14 protein-coding genes are annotated in these 15,154 nt (G+C 67.1%); 6 read left to right on the forward strand and 8 right to left on the reverse strand.

The features are described from left to right. Nucleotides 1-11 precede the first annotated feature (11 nt). The 7 genes from rpsB to ABQY64_RS07415 all read right to left on the reverse strand — a co-directional run bounded on the left by rpsB (nt 12) and on the right by ABQY64_RS07415 (nt 7,074). Nucleotides 12-833: a 30S ribosomal protein S2 gene (gene rpsB, locus ABQY64_RS07385; RefSeq protein WP_349780610.1), complete on the reverse strand. Its 822-nt coding sequence runs from the start codon at nt 831-833 to the stop codon at nt 12-14. 414 nt (nt 834-1,247) lie between these two features. Next, the gene (locus ABQY64_RS07390; RefSeq protein WP_349780611.1) at nt 1,248-1,961 is read right to left on the reverse strand and encodes a fimbria/pilus periplasmic chaperone; all 714 of its coding nucleotides are present in this window, start codon (nt 1,959-1,961) and stop codon (nt 1,248-1,250) included. Between the two features lie 2 nt (nt 1,962-1,963). Then, on the reverse strand, nt 1,964-2,296 hold the full coding sequence (locus tag ABQY64_RS07395; RefSeq protein WP_065050113.1) for a hypothetical protein: 333 nt from the start codon (nt 2,294-2,296) through the stop codon (nt 1,964-1,966). Nucleotides 2,297-2,344: 48 nt separating this feature from the next. Continuing rightward, nucleotides 2,345-3,379 carry a spore coat U domain-containing protein gene (locus ABQY64_RS07400; protein WP_065050111.1) on the reverse strand — a complete coding sequence of 345 codons (1,035 nt, stop codon included), beginning with the start codon at nt 3,377-3,379 and terminating at the stop codon, nt 2,345-2,347. Next, nucleotides 3,376-5,727 (reverse strand): fimbria/pilus outer membrane usher protein, encoded by a 2,352-nt coding sequence (locus ABQY64_RS07405; protein ID WP_166764227.1) that lies wholly within the window; start codon nt 5,725-5,727, stop codon nt 3,376-3,378. The genes ABQY64_RS07400 and ABQY64_RS07405 overlap by 4 nt, the downstream gene beginning before the upstream one ends. Nucleotides 5,728-5,743: 16 nt before the next feature. Beyond that, nucleotides 5,744-6,514 carry a molecular chaperone gene (locus ABQY64_RS07410; protein WP_349780612.1) on the reverse strand — a complete coding sequence of 257 codons (771 nt, stop codon included), beginning with the start codon at nt 6,512-6,514 and terminating at the stop codon, nt 5,744-5,746. An 8-nt stretch (nt 6,515-6,522) separates the two neighbouring features. Continuing rightward, entirely contained in the window at nt 6,523-7,074 is a 552-nt protein-coding gene (locus tag ABQY64_RS07415) for a spore coat U domain-containing protein (RefSeq protein ID WP_102254495.1), read from the reverse strand. 291 nt (nt 7,075-7,365) lie between these two features. Here ABQY64_RS07415 and map point away from each other — a divergent pair, with 291 nt between their 5' ends. From map to dapE, 6 genes are all read left to right on the forward strand, one after another. Beyond that, complete coding sequence (gene map, locus ABQY64_RS07420) at nt 7,366-8,142, forward strand: type I methionyl aminopeptidase (protein ID WP_024940364.1); 777 nt, start codon at nt 7,366-7,368, stop codon at nt 8,140-8,142. Next, on the forward strand, nt 8,139-10,748 hold the full coding sequence (locus ABQY64_RS07425; RefSeq protein ID WP_349780613.1) for a [protein-PII] uridylyltransferase: 2,610 nt from the start codon (nt 8,139-8,141) through the stop codon (nt 10,746-10,748). Before map ends, ABQY64_RS07425 begins: the two co-directional genes overlap by 4 nt. A gap of 21 nt (nt 10,749-10,769) precedes the next feature. Continuing rightward, complete coding sequence (dapD, locus tag ABQY64_RS07430; RefSeq protein WP_039528241.1) at nt 10,770-11,933, forward strand: 2,3,4,5-tetrahydropyridine-2,6-dicarboxylate N-succinyltransferase; 1,164 nt, start codon at nt 10,770-10,772, stop codon at nt 11,931-11,933. Continuing rightward, nucleotides 11,930-12,403 carry a hypothetical protein gene (locus ABQY64_RS07435; RefSeq protein ID WP_349780614.1) on the forward strand — a complete coding sequence of 158 codons (474 nt, stop codon included), beginning with the start codon at nt 11,930-11,932 and terminating at the stop codon, nt 12,401-12,403. The genes dapD and ABQY64_RS07435 overlap by 4 nt, the downstream gene beginning before the upstream one ends. Further along, nucleotides 12,400-12,756 (forward strand): arsenate reductase, encoded by a 357-nt coding sequence (locus tag ABQY64_RS07440; RefSeq protein ID WP_039528236.1) that lies wholly within the window; start codon nt 12,400-12,402, stop codon nt 12,754-12,756. The genes ABQY64_RS07435 and ABQY64_RS07440 overlap by 4 nt, the downstream gene beginning before the upstream one ends. Nucleotides 12,757-12,867: 111 nt before the next feature. After that, nucleotides 12,868-13,998: a succinyl-diaminopimelate desuccinylase gene (gene dapE / locus ABQY64_RS07445; protein ID WP_349780615.1), complete on the forward strand. Its 1,131-nt coding sequence runs from the start codon at nt 12,868-12,870 to the stop codon at nt 13,996-13,998. A 213-nt stretch (nt 13,999-14,211) separates the two neighbouring features. On the opposite strand, the gene ABQY64_RS07450 is transcribed toward dapE, so the two are convergent. After that, nucleotides 14,212-15,084: a tetratricopeptide repeat protein gene (locus ABQY64_RS07450; RefSeq protein ID WP_104588994.1), complete on the reverse strand. Its 873-nt coding sequence runs from the start codon at nt 15,082-15,084 to the stop codon at nt 14,212-14,214. Between the last annotated feature and the right edge of the window lie 70 nt (nt 15,085-15,154).

The following is a 15,154-nucleotide window of genomic DNA, read 5'->3' on the forward strand; positions in this document are numbered from 1 at the left end:
TTGCAAGCCGATTACTCGGCAGCCGGAGCGGCAGCGTCGGCCGGTGCGTCAGCCTTCTTGTCGCCCTTCTTGGCCGGAGCGCGACGGCTCTTGCCTTCGTCGGCGGACTCGGCCGAGAACTCTTCTTCGCGGACCGAAGCGGAGTTCGGCGCAGCAGCCTTGCCTTCCAGCACGGCGTCGGCAGCGGCGCGTGCATACAGCTGCACGGCACGGATGGCGTCGTCGTTACCCGGGATGGCGTAGTCGACCAGGGCCGGGTCGTAGTTGGTGTCGACCACCGCGATCACCGGGATGCCGAGCTTCTTGGCTTCCTTGATGGCGATGTCTTCATGGCCGATGTCGATCACGAAGATCGCGTCGGGCAGACGGTTCATTTCCTTGATGCCGCCCAGCGAGGCGTCCAGCTTCTCGCGCTCGCGACGCAGGCCCAGCACTTCGTGCTTGACCAGCTTGTCGAAGGTGCCGTCGGTCTCGGCCGACTCCAGTTCCTTCAGGCGGGCAACCGACTGCTTGACGGTACGGAAGTTGGTCAGCGTGCCGCCCAGCCAGCGCTGGGTCATGAACGGCATGCCGCAACGCTCGGCTTCTTCCTTGATGGACTCGCGCGCGCTGCGCTTGGTGCCCAGGAACAGCACGGTGCCGCGCTTCTGCGCGATCGAGGAGAGGAAGTTCATCGCGTCATTGAAGAGCGGAACGGTCTTCTCGAGGTTGATGATGTGGATCTTGCCGCGTGCGCCGAAGATGTACGGCGCCATCTTGGGGTTCCAGTAGCGGGTCTGGTGACCGAAATGGACGCCGGCTTCCAGCATCTGACGCATGGTGACTTGGGGCATTGAAGTAACTCCTGGTAGCGGAATCTACGTGCGCGGACTGGACTTTGAGGAGTCCGCACATGGATGTGCGGGCCCTTGCGATAAGGATGCGCACAAACGATTCCGGGGTTGGGCTTCCCTGTCGCCTCCGTGACGAACCCCTTGCGGGGCACCCCGGCACGGATGGTGGCGGCAGGTGTGAATTCGTCGATGACGTCCGACGTGAACGACGCAATGCGCAAGAGACGCAAAACAGCCGGCGGAGTATAGCCGGCTGAGCGGGCGCGCGCAATTGGCGAATCGGGATTGGGGAATAGGGATTCGGGATTCGGGATTGGCGGGCCGTGTGTCGCGGCAGTTGTTCGCTGTCGGTCCAGGATGGTCAAAGCGCCAGCTCTTGCGAATCCCCAATCCCGAATTCCCAATCCCCAGAGCTCACGGCTCCAACGCTAACGTCGTCTCGATATCGCTATTGATCCGCGCCACGAAGCGGCCACTGCCGGCGGGCAGGTTGGCCGGCAGTGTCCATTGCCTGGTCTGGCCGGGAAGCACGTAGCCGGCCAGATCATCGCGGATGCTGCGGCGGGTGCCGCCGGCATCGATGTAGGCCAGGTCGGCGAGCCTGGCATGACTGAGCCCGGCGTTATGGACCTTCAGTGCGCGGCCGCTGCCCTGGCCCGACAGGCTGGCCTGCAGCGCTGGGTGCGGGTCGCCGGGCTGGCTGGGCAGGGCAAACACCGGCGTGGAATAGCGCAGCAATTCGGTGTCGTTACCGGCAGCATGCTGGGTCACTACCAATCGGTAGCTGTCTTCGGTCTGCACCGGGCTGGGGCCCAGGCGGATCACCCGCAGCAGTTGCCGGCCTTGCGGAGCAATTTCGAAATGCGCCGGGCTGACGGTGGCGGCGGTGGCCGGTTCGAGCAGCTCGCGGTCGCCGTCCTGGCGCCAGCGGTAGAGCTTGGCTTCCGCGCGCCACGGCAGTGCCGCCTGGTTGTAGAGCCAGACGGTGGCCTGGTCGCTGTCGGCGGGAATGCGTGCGGTGGTCGGGGCGATGGCGATCTCGGCGGCAACGGCGCTGCCACCGATGGCCAGGCCGGCCAACGCCAGCGCTAGCGCTAGCAGGCCGCAACAGGAGCGAGACGCGGCCATGGTCAGAACGCGATCGTGGTGATGCGCGCGCTGCCGGCAGGCGCTGGCCCGGCAAGTGCGCTGGCATCCTGCCCGGTGCTGGTGACGGCGGGGGCATCGGTGCCGCTGGCCGGCGGGGCGATCGCCATCGGCGTGCCTCGGGAACAGCTGGCGCGTGGCGGCGCAGTGCGCAGCTCGCAGCCGCTGAGCAGGCGCAGGCCGATGTGCAGGGTGAAGTTTTCCGGGCCGCGAGCGGTGGCTGCGTTGGCTGCGGTAGAGCTCGCGCTGCAGACGAGGGCGACCAGCGTCAGGCGCTTCAACAGAGTGACCAGCGTCATGAAGGCAATCGTTTGCATTGGAGACGTAACAAATAGCGACGCCCCCGATGTGAACTTTATTAACTGTCAGTAAGTGATGGAGACGGTCACCGTGTCGTTATAGGCGCCCGCAATGGGCTGTTGCGGTGCCGGCGCGCGGCCATACACGGTCACCGTCTGCGCGACTCCGTTGCCGGTACCGCTGAGCGTATCCACACCGATGCCGGTGCCCCAGCGGTTGCCGCGGCCGGCGTCCCGGTACAGCTCATAGGCGATGTAGTTGGCACTGCTGGCATGGCGCATGCGCCGGACGCTGCCGGTGGCATTGATGCCATCGCCCAGCCCGATGTTCCAGGCGGTGCGGTTGGTGCACGACAGGCTGATGGTGGAGGTGCGGTCGATGGCGGTATCGATGGTGCCGGCGATGCTGCCGAAATCCAGGTCGGTGGTGACGTAGGTATTGCAGCGTGCCGGCACGTTGGCCGAGGCAGTGAACGGGAATGCGTTGCTGGCGGTCTTGGCGCCGCTGCCGCCGGCCGTGCAACTGCTCGGCGCTGGTGGCACACCGATGACGCTCTCGTTGTAGGAGTAGCGCAGCACGGTGTCGGCACCGCCGAAATTGCTGGTGTGGTTGCCGACCGACAGGATCTGGTTGGCCGGAATCCGCCCGTACACGGTGACGCTGGTCGTCTGCGAGCCACCGGTGACCACCGGGACGCCGTAGGACAACGTCAGCAGGCGCGGCGAGGGCGTTGTCGACCCGGTGGCGCCCCAGACCTGGGTGCGCGTGGCCTCGCTGTAGATCTGGAAGTCCAGGCTGTCGCTGGTGGGGTTGAGCATGCGGCGCGGCGCGTACAGCCCGTTGCTGGCGCTGCCCGGCCCGAGGTCCAGGCACAGGCTCACCTGCGCATAGCCCAGCACGCTGAGCGCAGCGGTCGCGCAGGAGACGTTGAGCGTTGCCACCGCATCGGTGGTGCCGTTGGCCGCCACGTTGCCGAACGCCAGCGGGGTGCCGAGGGTGACGCTGCAGGTGGTGTCCGCGCGCGCGTCCTGGCCGGGTGCAAGCCACAACGTGGCGATCGTCAGCGCAAAGACCAGGCGCCACAGTGCGGGCAGGCTCATGGGGTTTTCTGCTCCAGGACGCAGGGCAGCGGGCCGACCCGCGGAATGCCGCCGGGGTTGGCCGGGTAGGTGAAGCGCGCGCTGCAACGACCATCCGGCAGCTCCACCAGGATGCGGTTGTCGGTCTGCAGGTTGTCCAGATAGGTCTCGCCGTCGTAGCCGACCACCACGCGTTCGGCATCGCCCTCGCGCTGCACCACGCTGCCGACCGGCAACGGCACGCCCTGGGCGTCATGCAGCACGATCATGGCCGCGCGCACCCGGGTGATGCCGAAGCGCACCGCCACCCCGGACTGCTGGCGCGGTGTGACCGCGGTATCGACGCGGTCCACGCGCAGGTCCGCCGGCAGGTTCAGGGTGTCGATGGACAGTTGGTTGCGCTGCCACGACTGCAGCGGGGTGACCAGCAGCATGCCGCGCGCGTCAGTGACGCCGATCAGGCGATTCTCCAGCCGCACCGGAATGCCGGGCTGGCCGTCGGTGGAGACCACCGCGAAGGCATCCTGGATATCGCGCGCGGCAAAGCCGCGGCCGTTCATCCACACCAGGCTGCCGCTGGCGCTGGCATAGCCGAAGTTGGCGCCGTCCTGGTTGGCGACGCCGAGGTTGTAGCGGCCTACGCGGTTCAACCACCCCAGCTCGGCCAGGCCGCCGTTGGCATCGTCGCCGGCACGCCCCTGCAGGCGCCAACCGATTCCGCCCAGGTCGCCGTCGCCGGGCAGCGGCTGGCTGACATCGGCCACGAATCCGGTGCGGTTGCCGTTGCGCTGCATCGAGGCGCTGGCCTGGCGCAGCTCGCCGAACGTGGTCGACAGCGACAGGTACAGGCTGCGGTCGCTGCGCACATCCAGGTTCTGGTTGCCGGACAGATTGGCCGCCCAGTTGCGCCCGAAACTGCGCGACCAGAACAGACTCGCATACCGCGAGGTGTCGCCTTGCGGGTAGCTCAGCCGCACATAGCTGGTGCCCAGCGAGCCGATCGGATTGACGTTGACGCCGAACACCGCGCGGTCGCTGATGCGCGCCGGCAACGCGCCCTGCAGCGCGCCCAGGTCGCGATAGTCGCCGTGGGTGCGCTGGGTGCCGACAGTGAAGTTGAAGCGGCGGTTGTTCCAGGCATACCCCAGCACGTACTGCCCGCCGCGCAGCGCATCCATCCGGCTATGCGCGTAGGCCGCGTTGACCACGCCGCCTGCGCCGAGCAGCCACACGCCGCCGGCACCGGCATTGACCACGCCGCCGCCGGCCTCGGTATGCGCTTCGATGGTGAAATCATCGCGCAGGCCCTTGCGCAGGGTGGCACTGGCGACCGTGCGCGACTCATAGGAAAACGAGCGCACGCCGTAGTCCTGGCGCAGATGGCCGATGCCGGCCGACCATTCGGAAATGCCGCGCGCCAACAGTTGCGGCGTGCCATAGAAGGCGAAGTCCAGCCGGCGCACCTGGCCGAACGCATCGGTCACCACGATCTGCGCCTGCCCGGTGCCGCTGATGCCGGGTTGCGCGGCCAGCTGGAACGGGCCGGCCGGCACCTGGCCGCTGTACTGGCGCAGCCCGTCGACGTAGAGCTCCACCGTCGACGGCACCACCGCCTCGCCCAGGAAGCTTGGCGTGGGGGTGAGCACGCGGTACGGCTGCAAGGCGTAATTGCGGCCGATCTGTATCCCGCCCAGGCGGATCGAGCGGCTCCAGTCGACAAAGCCGCTGTAGAAATCGCCGACCGTCAGGCTGGTGGCGCTGTCGGGGAAATCCATCTGCCAGGCGCTGTCCAGGCGCACCGCTTCGCTGCGCCAGCGCTGGTCCTGCGGGCGGTTGTAGGCCAGGAACACCGCGGTGGTGTCGACCATGCCGCGGCCGATGCCGAAACCGCGCACTTCGGTCGCCAGCGACACGCTGCTGGCCCCGGCATTGCGGGTGGCATAGAGGTCGTAATTGAGCAGCATGCCCGGCGAGGCGGTGGCGCTGGGCGGTGCGACCTGTTCGGCCTTGAGTACCGTGGTGGAGAGCGACAGCTGCGCCAGCGGTACCTGCAACGCAAGCCGTTGTAGTGCGGCGTCGTAGCGCACCTCCACGTCGGGCAGGCGATCCAGGTCGACCAGCTCGCTGGCGGCGCGGTCGGCCAGGAGGAAGCCCAGCTTGCGCAGCGTGTCGACCGAGCCGCGCAGGTGGCCGTCCACCAGTTCGAACGGTGCCAGGCCGCGGTCGGCCTGGTTGAGGCTGACATCCAGGTACAGCGTCTGCGGCAGGGCCGCCACGTTCTGCGGCGCCTGATCGGGCAACGGCGCCATGTCGGCCAGATCGCCGGAGGCGGCATGTGCCAGGCAGGTGGCGGTCGCAAGCAGCGTCATCGCCAGCCGGCCCGCATCACGGCGCTGCTGGCGCGGCCAGCAAGGTGCGTTCGTCCGCCTCACCATTGATCCTTGCGATGATGGTGCCGCGGCCGAACTGGGCCAGCGGTGCCCCCAGCGACCAGCGCATGGTCTGGCCGGGCAGGACATAACCCACCAGCCCGTTCAATGCCGTCTTGGTCGTGCCATCGACCCGGTGCTGCAGGTCGGCGACCTGGGCGTGCCCATTGCCGGTGTTGCTGATCTGGATCTGCGCATTGCCGTCGCTGCCGGCAATCACCTGCGTGCTCAAGGTCGGCGTGGATTCGGTCTTGCCCGGCGGCAGCAGGAAGATCGGCACCGAGTAGCGCAACACGAACTGCATGCCCTTGCGATCCGCATCGGCGTTGGGCAGTTCGTCGACGATGATGCGGTAGCAGACTTCGTCGCTGGTCGGCGCGGGCCCGGCGCGAATCACCCGAATCAGCTGGCGCTCGCCGGCGGCCAGCGTGCGCATCGGCGGGCTGATCAGCAGTTCCTGGGTCGGGTCGAGCTGGTCCTTGCCGTCACGCTGGGTCCAGCGATAGGCGCGGGTCTGGACCTGCACCGGCGCGCTGCCGCTGTTGCTCAACCAGAGCCCGTCGGCGGACTGCTGTGCGCTCAGCGTCAGCGAGGTCGGCGCCAGCTGCAGGCTGGCCGCATGGGCCGGCTGCAGCGGCACGCCGCTGCCAAGCGCCAGCGTCAGGCTCAATCCGGCCGTGACCAGCCAGGCCGGCATCCGGTACGACAGGCAGTGGTGCAATGGCATGCGCGCGCTCAGTAGACGATCGTGGCGGTGATGGTGTCTTGGTAGGTACCGGTCGCGGGATTGTTGGCCGACGGGTTGGTCACGCGGCCGTAGACCGGATAGACCTGGTTGATGCCGGTGGCGGTGCGGCTCAGCGTATTGGTGCCGGTGGTGCTGCCCCATACCGTGCTGCGGCCCAGATCCTGGTACAGCTGGTAGGCGATGAAGTTGTTGGTGGTGACCAGCGCATCGGTGTTCTTCATGCGGCGGGTGGTGACGTCGTTGGCGGTGCCGGCATTGCTGCCCGCGCTCAAGGCGATGTTGTACGGGGTCAGCGCGGTGCACTGCGCGGTCACGCTGCCGTTGGCGTCGGCATTGGCGGTGGAGGTGGACAACACCGAGCCGAAGTCGACGTCCGTCGCCGAGGCAGCGGTGATGGTGCAGGCCTTGGTGACGGCGATCTTGACGTTGAATGTGGTGGTATCTGCTGCAGTGGCAACGCCAATGGTCGAGAGCAGGCCGAGGGACAGCAGGACAGGGCGGACAGTACGCATGGACATTTCCTTGACCGGTCTGGTCATTGGTGACGCGACGACTCGTCGCCCTGCCTCCAATGCATCAGCTGTGCCAAAGATTACCCTGAATGATTTGGCTATCTCGCTGTTTATCCTCAGAGTTTTCGCGAAATTGCGATGTCTTTCGGATGACCCCGTTCACGGACTTTTTGACGCGTGCGGTAGTGCGTCACACATGAATACGCGGCGCCGCCAGTTTCCTGCTGCCCCGTTCGTTTTGACGACTGATTGCCTCCAACGGAAAAAACGCCCGCGCAGGCCGTTCAGATTCAGCCCGAATCGGCGATAATCGCTGTCATGAGCGTCAATCTGAAAACCAAAGAAGAAATCGAACTGATGCGCGTCGCCGGCCGTCTGGCCGCCGAGGTGCTCGATGTCGTGGCGCCGTATGTGCAGGCGGGCGTGACCACGGCCGAGCTGGACCGCATCTGCCACGACCACATCGTCAACGTGCAGGGCACCATTCCTGCCAACGTCGGCTACCGCGGCTTTCCCAAGAGCGTGTGCACCTCGGTCAACAACGTGATCTGTCACGGCATCCCGAGCGTGGCCAAGGTTCTGAAGGACGGCGACATCGTCAATATCGATGTCACCGTCATCAAGGACGGCTGGCATGGCGACACCAGCCGCATGTATTACGTCGGCACGCCGTCGGTGATGGCCAAGCGGCTGGTGGAAACCACCTACGAGGCGATGTGGCGCGGCATCCGTGCGGTCAAGCCGGGCGCAACGCTGGGCGATGTCGGCCACGCGATCCAGAAATTTGCCGAAGCCGAGCGCTTCAGCGTGGTGCGCGACTACTGCGGCCACGGCATCGGCAAGGTCTACCACGACGAGCCGCAGGTGATGCATTACGGCCGTCCCGGCGAAGGCCTGGTGCTCAAGCCCGGCATGACCTTCACCATCGAGCCGATGATCAACGAAGGCACTTACCACCATAAGACCCTGCCGGACGGCTGGACCGTGGTGACCAAGGACCGCAAGTTGTCCGCGCAGTGGGAACACATGGTCGCGGTGACCGAAGACGGCGTGGATGTGCTGACGCTGTCGCCGAACGCTCCCGCTCCGGTATGACGGCCACGCCGGCGGACCGACCCGACCCGGGTGTCGCCGGCGATGCCGAGTGGGCCGCGCAAGCGCGCCCGCTGCTGGTGCATGCCGACATGCGGCTGTGCAAGCGCTTCGACCAGGGCGAGCCGATCGAACGCCTGGTGGCCTTGCGCGCCCGCGCGGTCGATCAATTGATGCGCAATGCGTGGACGCGCTGCATCCCGGCCGATGCCGGGCTGTCGTTGCATGCCGTGGGTGGCTATGGGCGCGGCGAACTGTTCCCGCGCTCGGACGTGGATGTGCTGGTGCTGGGCGAGACCGGCGTGCAGCAACAGCACGAGCAGGCCCTGGCGCGGCTGTTCGCCTTGCTGTGGGATGTGGGCCTGCCGATCAGCCACGCGGTGCGCTCGCCGGCGCAGTGCACCGCCGCGGCCGCCGATCAGACGGTGCTGACCGCCTTGATCGAGTCGCGCCCGCTGGTGGCCGGTAGCCAGGCGCGCGCCGCGCTGGCGGCAGCGATTTCGCCGCAACAGGTGTGGCCGGCGCGCGAGTTCTTCCAGGCCAAGCGCGAAGAGCTGCTGGCGCGGCACCAGCGCTTTGGCGATACCGCCGACAATCTGGAGCCGGACATCAAGGACGGCCCCGGCGGTCTGCGCGACCTGCAGACGCTGGGCTGGATGGCGCTGCGCGCGTTCGGGGTCAAGGATCTGGAGGCGCTGGTCGGGCTCGGCCATGTCGGTTTCGACGAGGCCGTAGCGCTGCGGCGCGAACGCGAGGAACTGGCGCGCTTGCGCTTCGGCCTGCATCTGGTCGCCAAACGGCCGGAAGAGCGGCTGGGGTTCGATTACCAGAAGACGCTTGCCGAGCGGCTGGGCTTTGCCGACGACCCGGAAAGCCTGGGCGTGGAAAAGATGATGCAGCGCTTCTACCGCAGCGCTGCGTTGATTCGCCGTATCAGCGACCGCTTGCTGCAGCGCTTCGAAGAACAGTTCGACGGCGAGGCGGTGCCGGAGCCGCTCGGTGAGGGCTTCAGTCTGCGCCGCGGTTATCTGGCCGCGGATGCAGAGGACTGGCCGGCCGGCGATGTGCTGCAGGTCTTTGCGCTGTTTGCGCAGTGGGCGGCGCACCGCGAGGTACGCGGGCTGCATTCGCTGACCGCGCGCGCGCTGGCCGAGGTACTGCGCGAGTTGCCCGCCTACGACGTCGCCGATGCGACCGCGCGCGACCGCTTCATGGCGCTGCTGCGCGGCCCGCGGGCGGTGGAGTCGCTCAACCGCATGGCGCGCCTGGGCGTGCTCGGTCAATGGATTCCGGCATTCGCCAGCGTGTCCGGGCGCATGCAGTTCGATCTGTTTCATGTCTACACGGTGGACCAGCACACCTTGATGGTGCTGCGGAACATCTCGCTGTTTGCCGCCGGTCGCGCCGACGAGCGTTTTTCGATCACCCACGAAGTCTGGCCGCGCCTGCGCAAGCCGGAATTGCTGCTGCTGGCTGGCCTGTTTCACGACATCGCCAAGGGGCGCGGCGGCGATCACTCCGAGCTGGGCGCGGTGGATGCGCGCGCGTTCTGCCAGGCGCACCGGCTCAGCGAAGGCGATACCGCGCTGGTGGCCTGGCTGGTCGAGCAGCATCTGCGCATGTCGGTCACCGCGCAGAAGCAGGACATCTCCGACCCGGAGGTGATCCACCGTTTCGCGACCCTGGTCGGCACGCGCGAGCGCCTGGATTACCTGTATCTGCTGACCTGCGCCGACATTGCCGGCACCAGTCCCAAGCTGTGGAACGCCTGGAAGGACCGGCTGCTGGCCGACCTGTACTTCGCCGCGCGGCGTGCGCTGCGCGAGGGCCTGGAACATCCGCCGCCGCGCGAAGAGCGCCTGCGCGAAGCGCGCGAGTCCGCCCGCGCGCTGATGCAGGCGCAAGGCCACGACGATGCCACCATCGACCGCCAGTTCGCCGGCATGCCGGATGAAAACTTCCTGCGCTTCCGTCCCGAGCAACTGGCCTGGCAGGCGGTGTCGCTGATCGAAGTGCAGATCGGCCAGAGCATGGTCAAGGCGCGGCGCGCGGTGCCGGACAACGACGCGCTGGAAGTGTTCGTGTATTCGCCCGATCGCGATGGGTTGTTCTCCGCGATCGTCGCGACGCTGGATCGCAAGGGGTATGGCATCCATCGTGCCCGCGTGCTGGATGCGCCGCACGATGCGATCTTCGACGTGTTCGAAGTACTGCCGCAGGACAGTTCCGCCGATGGCGACCCGCAGCGCCTGGCCGCGGCCTTGCGCCAGGTGCTGGCCGGCGACCTGCACAAGGTGCGGCCCTCGCGGCGTGCGGTGCCGCGCCAGCTGCGCCACTTCCGCTTTGCGCCGCGCGTAGAGTTCAGCGAGAGCGCCGGTGGCCGCCGCACCCGCATCAGTCTGGTTGCGCCCGATCGCCCCGGCTTGCTGGCCGATGTGGCCAATGTGCTGCGCCTGCAACACCTGCGTGTGCACGATGCGCGCATCGCCACCTTCGGCGAGCGTGCCGAAGACCAGTTCCAGATCACTGACGAGCACGACCGCCCGTTGCCCGAATCCGCCCGGCAGGCGCTGCGCGATGCGCTGTGCGCCTGCCTCGATCCCACCTAGTAGTCCGTTCGGAGACCCCCCATGGCCACCAGCAAGAAGACCGCGCGCAAGCAGGGCGCGACCCCCACCGGCGCAGCGCCCAAGCGCGCGCCGAGCAAGAGCGGCAAGGCGCCTCAGGCACCGGCCGTCGACAAGCGCAAGGCCACGGCTGCTGCCAAGCCGGTGGCCGCCAGCAAGAGCGTCGCCAAGCAGGTGACCAAGAAAAGCGCGACCAAGCCGGCGACCAGTGCGGCCCCGCGCGTGGCCAAGCGGCCGACCAGCGTGGTGTCCGCACCGGCCGCCAAGAAGGCTGCAGCCGCGAAGAAACTGCCGATCGCCGAAAAGGCCGTCCGCGGCGCTGCAACGCCGGTGGGTATTGACGAACTCAAGTTCGGCATCGAAAGCGCATTCGAGCGCCGCGCCAGCCTGACCGTCGACGAGATCGACGGCTCCACCCGTGCCATCGTCACCCGCGTCATCGACGGCCTGGAGACTGGCGAGTTCCGCGTCGCCGAGCCGGACGGGCAGGGCGGCTGGGCCGTCAACGAGTGGTTGAAGAAAGCCGTACTGCTGTATTTCCGCGTCAACGAGATGGCTGTGATCGACGCGCAGCCGGCACCGTTCTGGGACAAGGTGGAGTCGCGTTTTGCCGGCTTCGGCGAGGCCGAGTTCCGCAAGGCCGGCGTGCGTGTGGTGCCGGGTGCGGTGGCGCGGCGCGGCAGCTACTTCGGCAAGGACGTGGTGCTGATGCCGAGCTTCACCAATATCGGCGCGTATGTGGGCGAAGGCACCATGGTCGATACCTGGGCCACGGTGGGGTCGTGTGCGCAGATCGGCGCGCATTGCCATCTGTCCGGCGGCGCCGGCATCGGCGGCGTGCTCGAACCGCTGCAGGCCAGCCCGACCATCATCGAGGATCATTGCTTCATCGGTGCGCGTTCGGAAGTGGTCGAAGGCGTGGTCATCGGTCACCACAGCGTGATCGGCATGGGCGTGTTCATCAGCCAGAGCACACGCATCTACAACCGCGCCACCGGCGAGATTTCCTATGGCTACGTGCCGCCTTACAGCGTGGTGGTGTCCGGCCAGCTGCCGTCGAAAGATGGCTCGCACTCGCTGTATTGCGCGGTGATCGTCAAGCAGGTGGATGCCAAGACGCGCAGCAAGACCAGCGTCAACGAGCTGCTGCGCGGCCTGGCCGATTGAATACCGCGCAGCCTGCGCGCGGCACCATGCTGTCGCGTCCGCTCAGTGGCTGGGTCCGTTGGGGCATCCCGGCCCTGTGGTTGGGATGGGTAGCGCTCTACGTGGCCGGCTCGCTGCTGCGCGATGGCGTGCCGCAGCAGCTGGAGGTCCTGCGTTGGCTGGCGCCTGCACTGGTGGTGCTGATGACCCTGCGTCTGGCATGGGCATCCGCCCGCTGGGCACAGGTCCGCGATGCGGGCGATGCGCTGGAGATCGTGCAGCAAGGACGATCGCAGCGTGTGGACCTGGCCGAGTTGCGCTCGGTCGATACGGCATCGCTGATCCCGCCGCGGCGGATGACGCTGAAATTCCACAGCACACGCGCCGATGTGGTGTTCCTGCCCGCACACGGGCAGGAACACGATCAACTGGTAACCACCTTGTTGGCGCGTGCAAGCGCGCGCCGCGGAGTCGAAAAGGCGACGACATGACCACGCTCTATGGATTGAAGAACTGCGACACTTGCAAGAAGGCGACCAAGTGGCTGGACCGCTTCGGCGTGGCCTACAGCTTCGTCGATTACCGCGAGCACACGCCCGCGCCGGAGACGTTGCTGGATTGGGCCGGCAAGGCCGGCGGATTCGAGGCCTTGATCAACAAGTCCTCGACCACCTGGCGCCAGCTGCCCGACAACAAGAAGACGCCCGGTTCGGACGCCGAATGGAAGCTGCTGCTGCGCGAATACCCGCAATTGATCCGCCGCCCGGTGGTGGTGAGCGACGATGGCGCGCTCAGCCAGGGCTTCTCCGACAACGGGTTCAAGGCACGCTTCAACATCGCCTGACGGCGCCACCGCGTCATCGGTTCGCACAGGCCTGTGCGGGGCGGGCGCGTGGACGGCAGGCGACCTGCCGATGCCGGCGGCCCAGGTGCATCTTTTATCGGAAGGACGAGCATGACCAGCGACGTACTGCAACTGACCTGCGAGCTGATCGCACGCGCTTCGGTGACACCGGACGATGCTGGCTGCCAGGTGCTGCTTGCACAGCGCCTGGAGGCTGCCGGATTCGCTTGCGAGCACCTGCGCCTGGGCCAGGTCGACAATCTGTGGGCCACGCATGGCAGCGGTGCGCCGGTGCTGGTGCTGCTTGGCCACACCGATGTGGTGCCGCCGGGGCCGCGCGAGGCCTGGACCAGCGATCCGTTCGATCCGCAGATCCGCGATGGTGTGCTGTACGGACGCGGCACGGCCGACATGAAGGGCAGTGTGGCCGCCTTCGTGATTGCTGCCGAACAGTTCGTCGCCGCCCATCCGCAGCATGCCGGCACGCTGGCGGTGTTGCTGACCTCCGATGAAGAAGGCGATGCCATCGACGGCGTGCGGCGCGTGGCCGAGCTGTTCCGCGCGCGCGGGCAGGCGATCGACTGGTGCATCACCGGCGAGCCGTCGTCCACCGAACGGCTGGGCGACCTGCTGCGCGTGGGCCGTCGCGGCAGTCTGTCCGGCACGCTGATCGTCAAGGGCGTGCAGGGGCACGTGGCGTATCCGCACAAGGCGCGCAATCCGATCCATCTGGCCGCGCCGGCCTTGGCGGAGCTGGTGGCGCGGCAGTGGGACCAGGGCTTCGAAAGTTTTCCGCCGACCAGCCTGCAGATCTCCAACATCCATGCCGGCACCGGCGCCAATAACGTGATTCCGGGCGAGCTGCAGGTGGCCTTCAATCTGCGCTACACCCCGCTGTGGGATGCGCCGCGGCTGGAAGCGGAAATCACCGCATTGCTGGATCGCCACGGGCTGGACTATGCGTTGCGCTGGCATCGCAGCGGCGAGCCGTTCTACACCCCGGAAGGCCGTCTGCGCAGCGTCGCGCGTGAGGTATTGGGGCAGTTTGCCGGCGCACCGCCGGAGGAAAGCACCGGCGGCGGTACTTCGGATGCGCGCTTCATCGCGCCGCTGGGTGCGCAATGCATCGAAGTCGGCCCGGTCAACGCCAGCATCCACCAGGTCGACGAGCATGTGCGCGTGGCCGATCTGGAAGCGCTGCCGGCGTTGTACCGCACGCTGATCGAACGCCTGCTGGTCTGAGTTGCCAGGACATGCCCAATGCCACGCGCTGGTTTGCACACTACGCAGCCAGCGCACGGCATGCGTTCAGCTGCGGCATGCCGATGCTGCTGCGCGACGCGGGCATCGCCAAGCTGCACTAGATCTTCTGGATTGCAGCAGCATCGCGCTTGCATTGCATTGCATTGCATTGCATTGCGCTGTCAGGCGGCATGGACGCACAAGGCTCGGGGGCTAGTCGAACGTCCAGAACGGCGGTTTGATCGCCTCGCGCCAATGCGATTCGTCCGCGATATAGAACGTCTGTGCGGACGCCTTGGCAAACCAGGTTGCCGCCGTCTCCACGTCGCGCGTCACGCCGCTGCTGCCGCGTCCGAGCAGCAGACCGGAGAAATACTGACCATACACATTGCCTTGGTCCGCCGCGCGCCGGTACCAGCGCAGCGCCTCCGTACCGTCTCTGTCCACGCCACCCATTCCTTTTTCATGGAGTGCGCCAAGATCGACCTGCGCCTCTGCATCGCCGTTACGGGCGCGGCGCTGGATGTCGCGTACCAGCGGGTGCAATGCACCTCCGCTTGGCGCGATGGCGGCGGGAAGCCCCGACGATCCTGATGCGGAGCGCTCATAGATCGTCGCGCGCAGATCCCAGCGCAACGCCGCAGCCGCCTCCCCACGGTCGCGGTGAAACTTGGCGAGCTCGGCGATGGCATACGGGTTTCCATGCATGGCCGCTGCCAGGTACCAGTGCTCGCCCTTGCGCGGCGACGCACGTAATGCGACGCGTTGGTCGATGTACGGGCTGTCGGGATGGAAGAGCGTCCCGCTTGCCCAGATCCGTCCCAGCGCCAGTTCGGCGCGGGTGTTGCGGAACGTCCACGGGGCGATCGCAGCGGCACGTTCGTACCAGTGGATGGCGCGCGGGTCGTTGCGTGCCTCCAGGCGTTCGGCCGCATTCCACGCGCTATCGAAACTGCCATCGGCCGCGTGTTGTTCCAGCTGTTGCAGATAGACTGGATCGGTGCGCGGAGGGGCGCTGCTGCAGGCCTGCAGCAACACTGCAAGCAACAGGGCCAGGGGCGGCATGCGTCCGATGCGTGGGGTCATTCCATTACTGCCGATTGTTGGGGCGGTCATTATCCTCGCAATATGCCGGTGCGAACGCGGCGTGATCTGC

The sequence above is a fragment of the Xanthomonas sp. WHRI 7065 genome (genome assembly GCF_040203115.2).
Lineage (GTDB): Bacteria > Pseudomonadota > Gammaproteobacteria > Xanthomonadales > Xanthomonadaceae > Xanthomonas > Xanthomonas arboricola.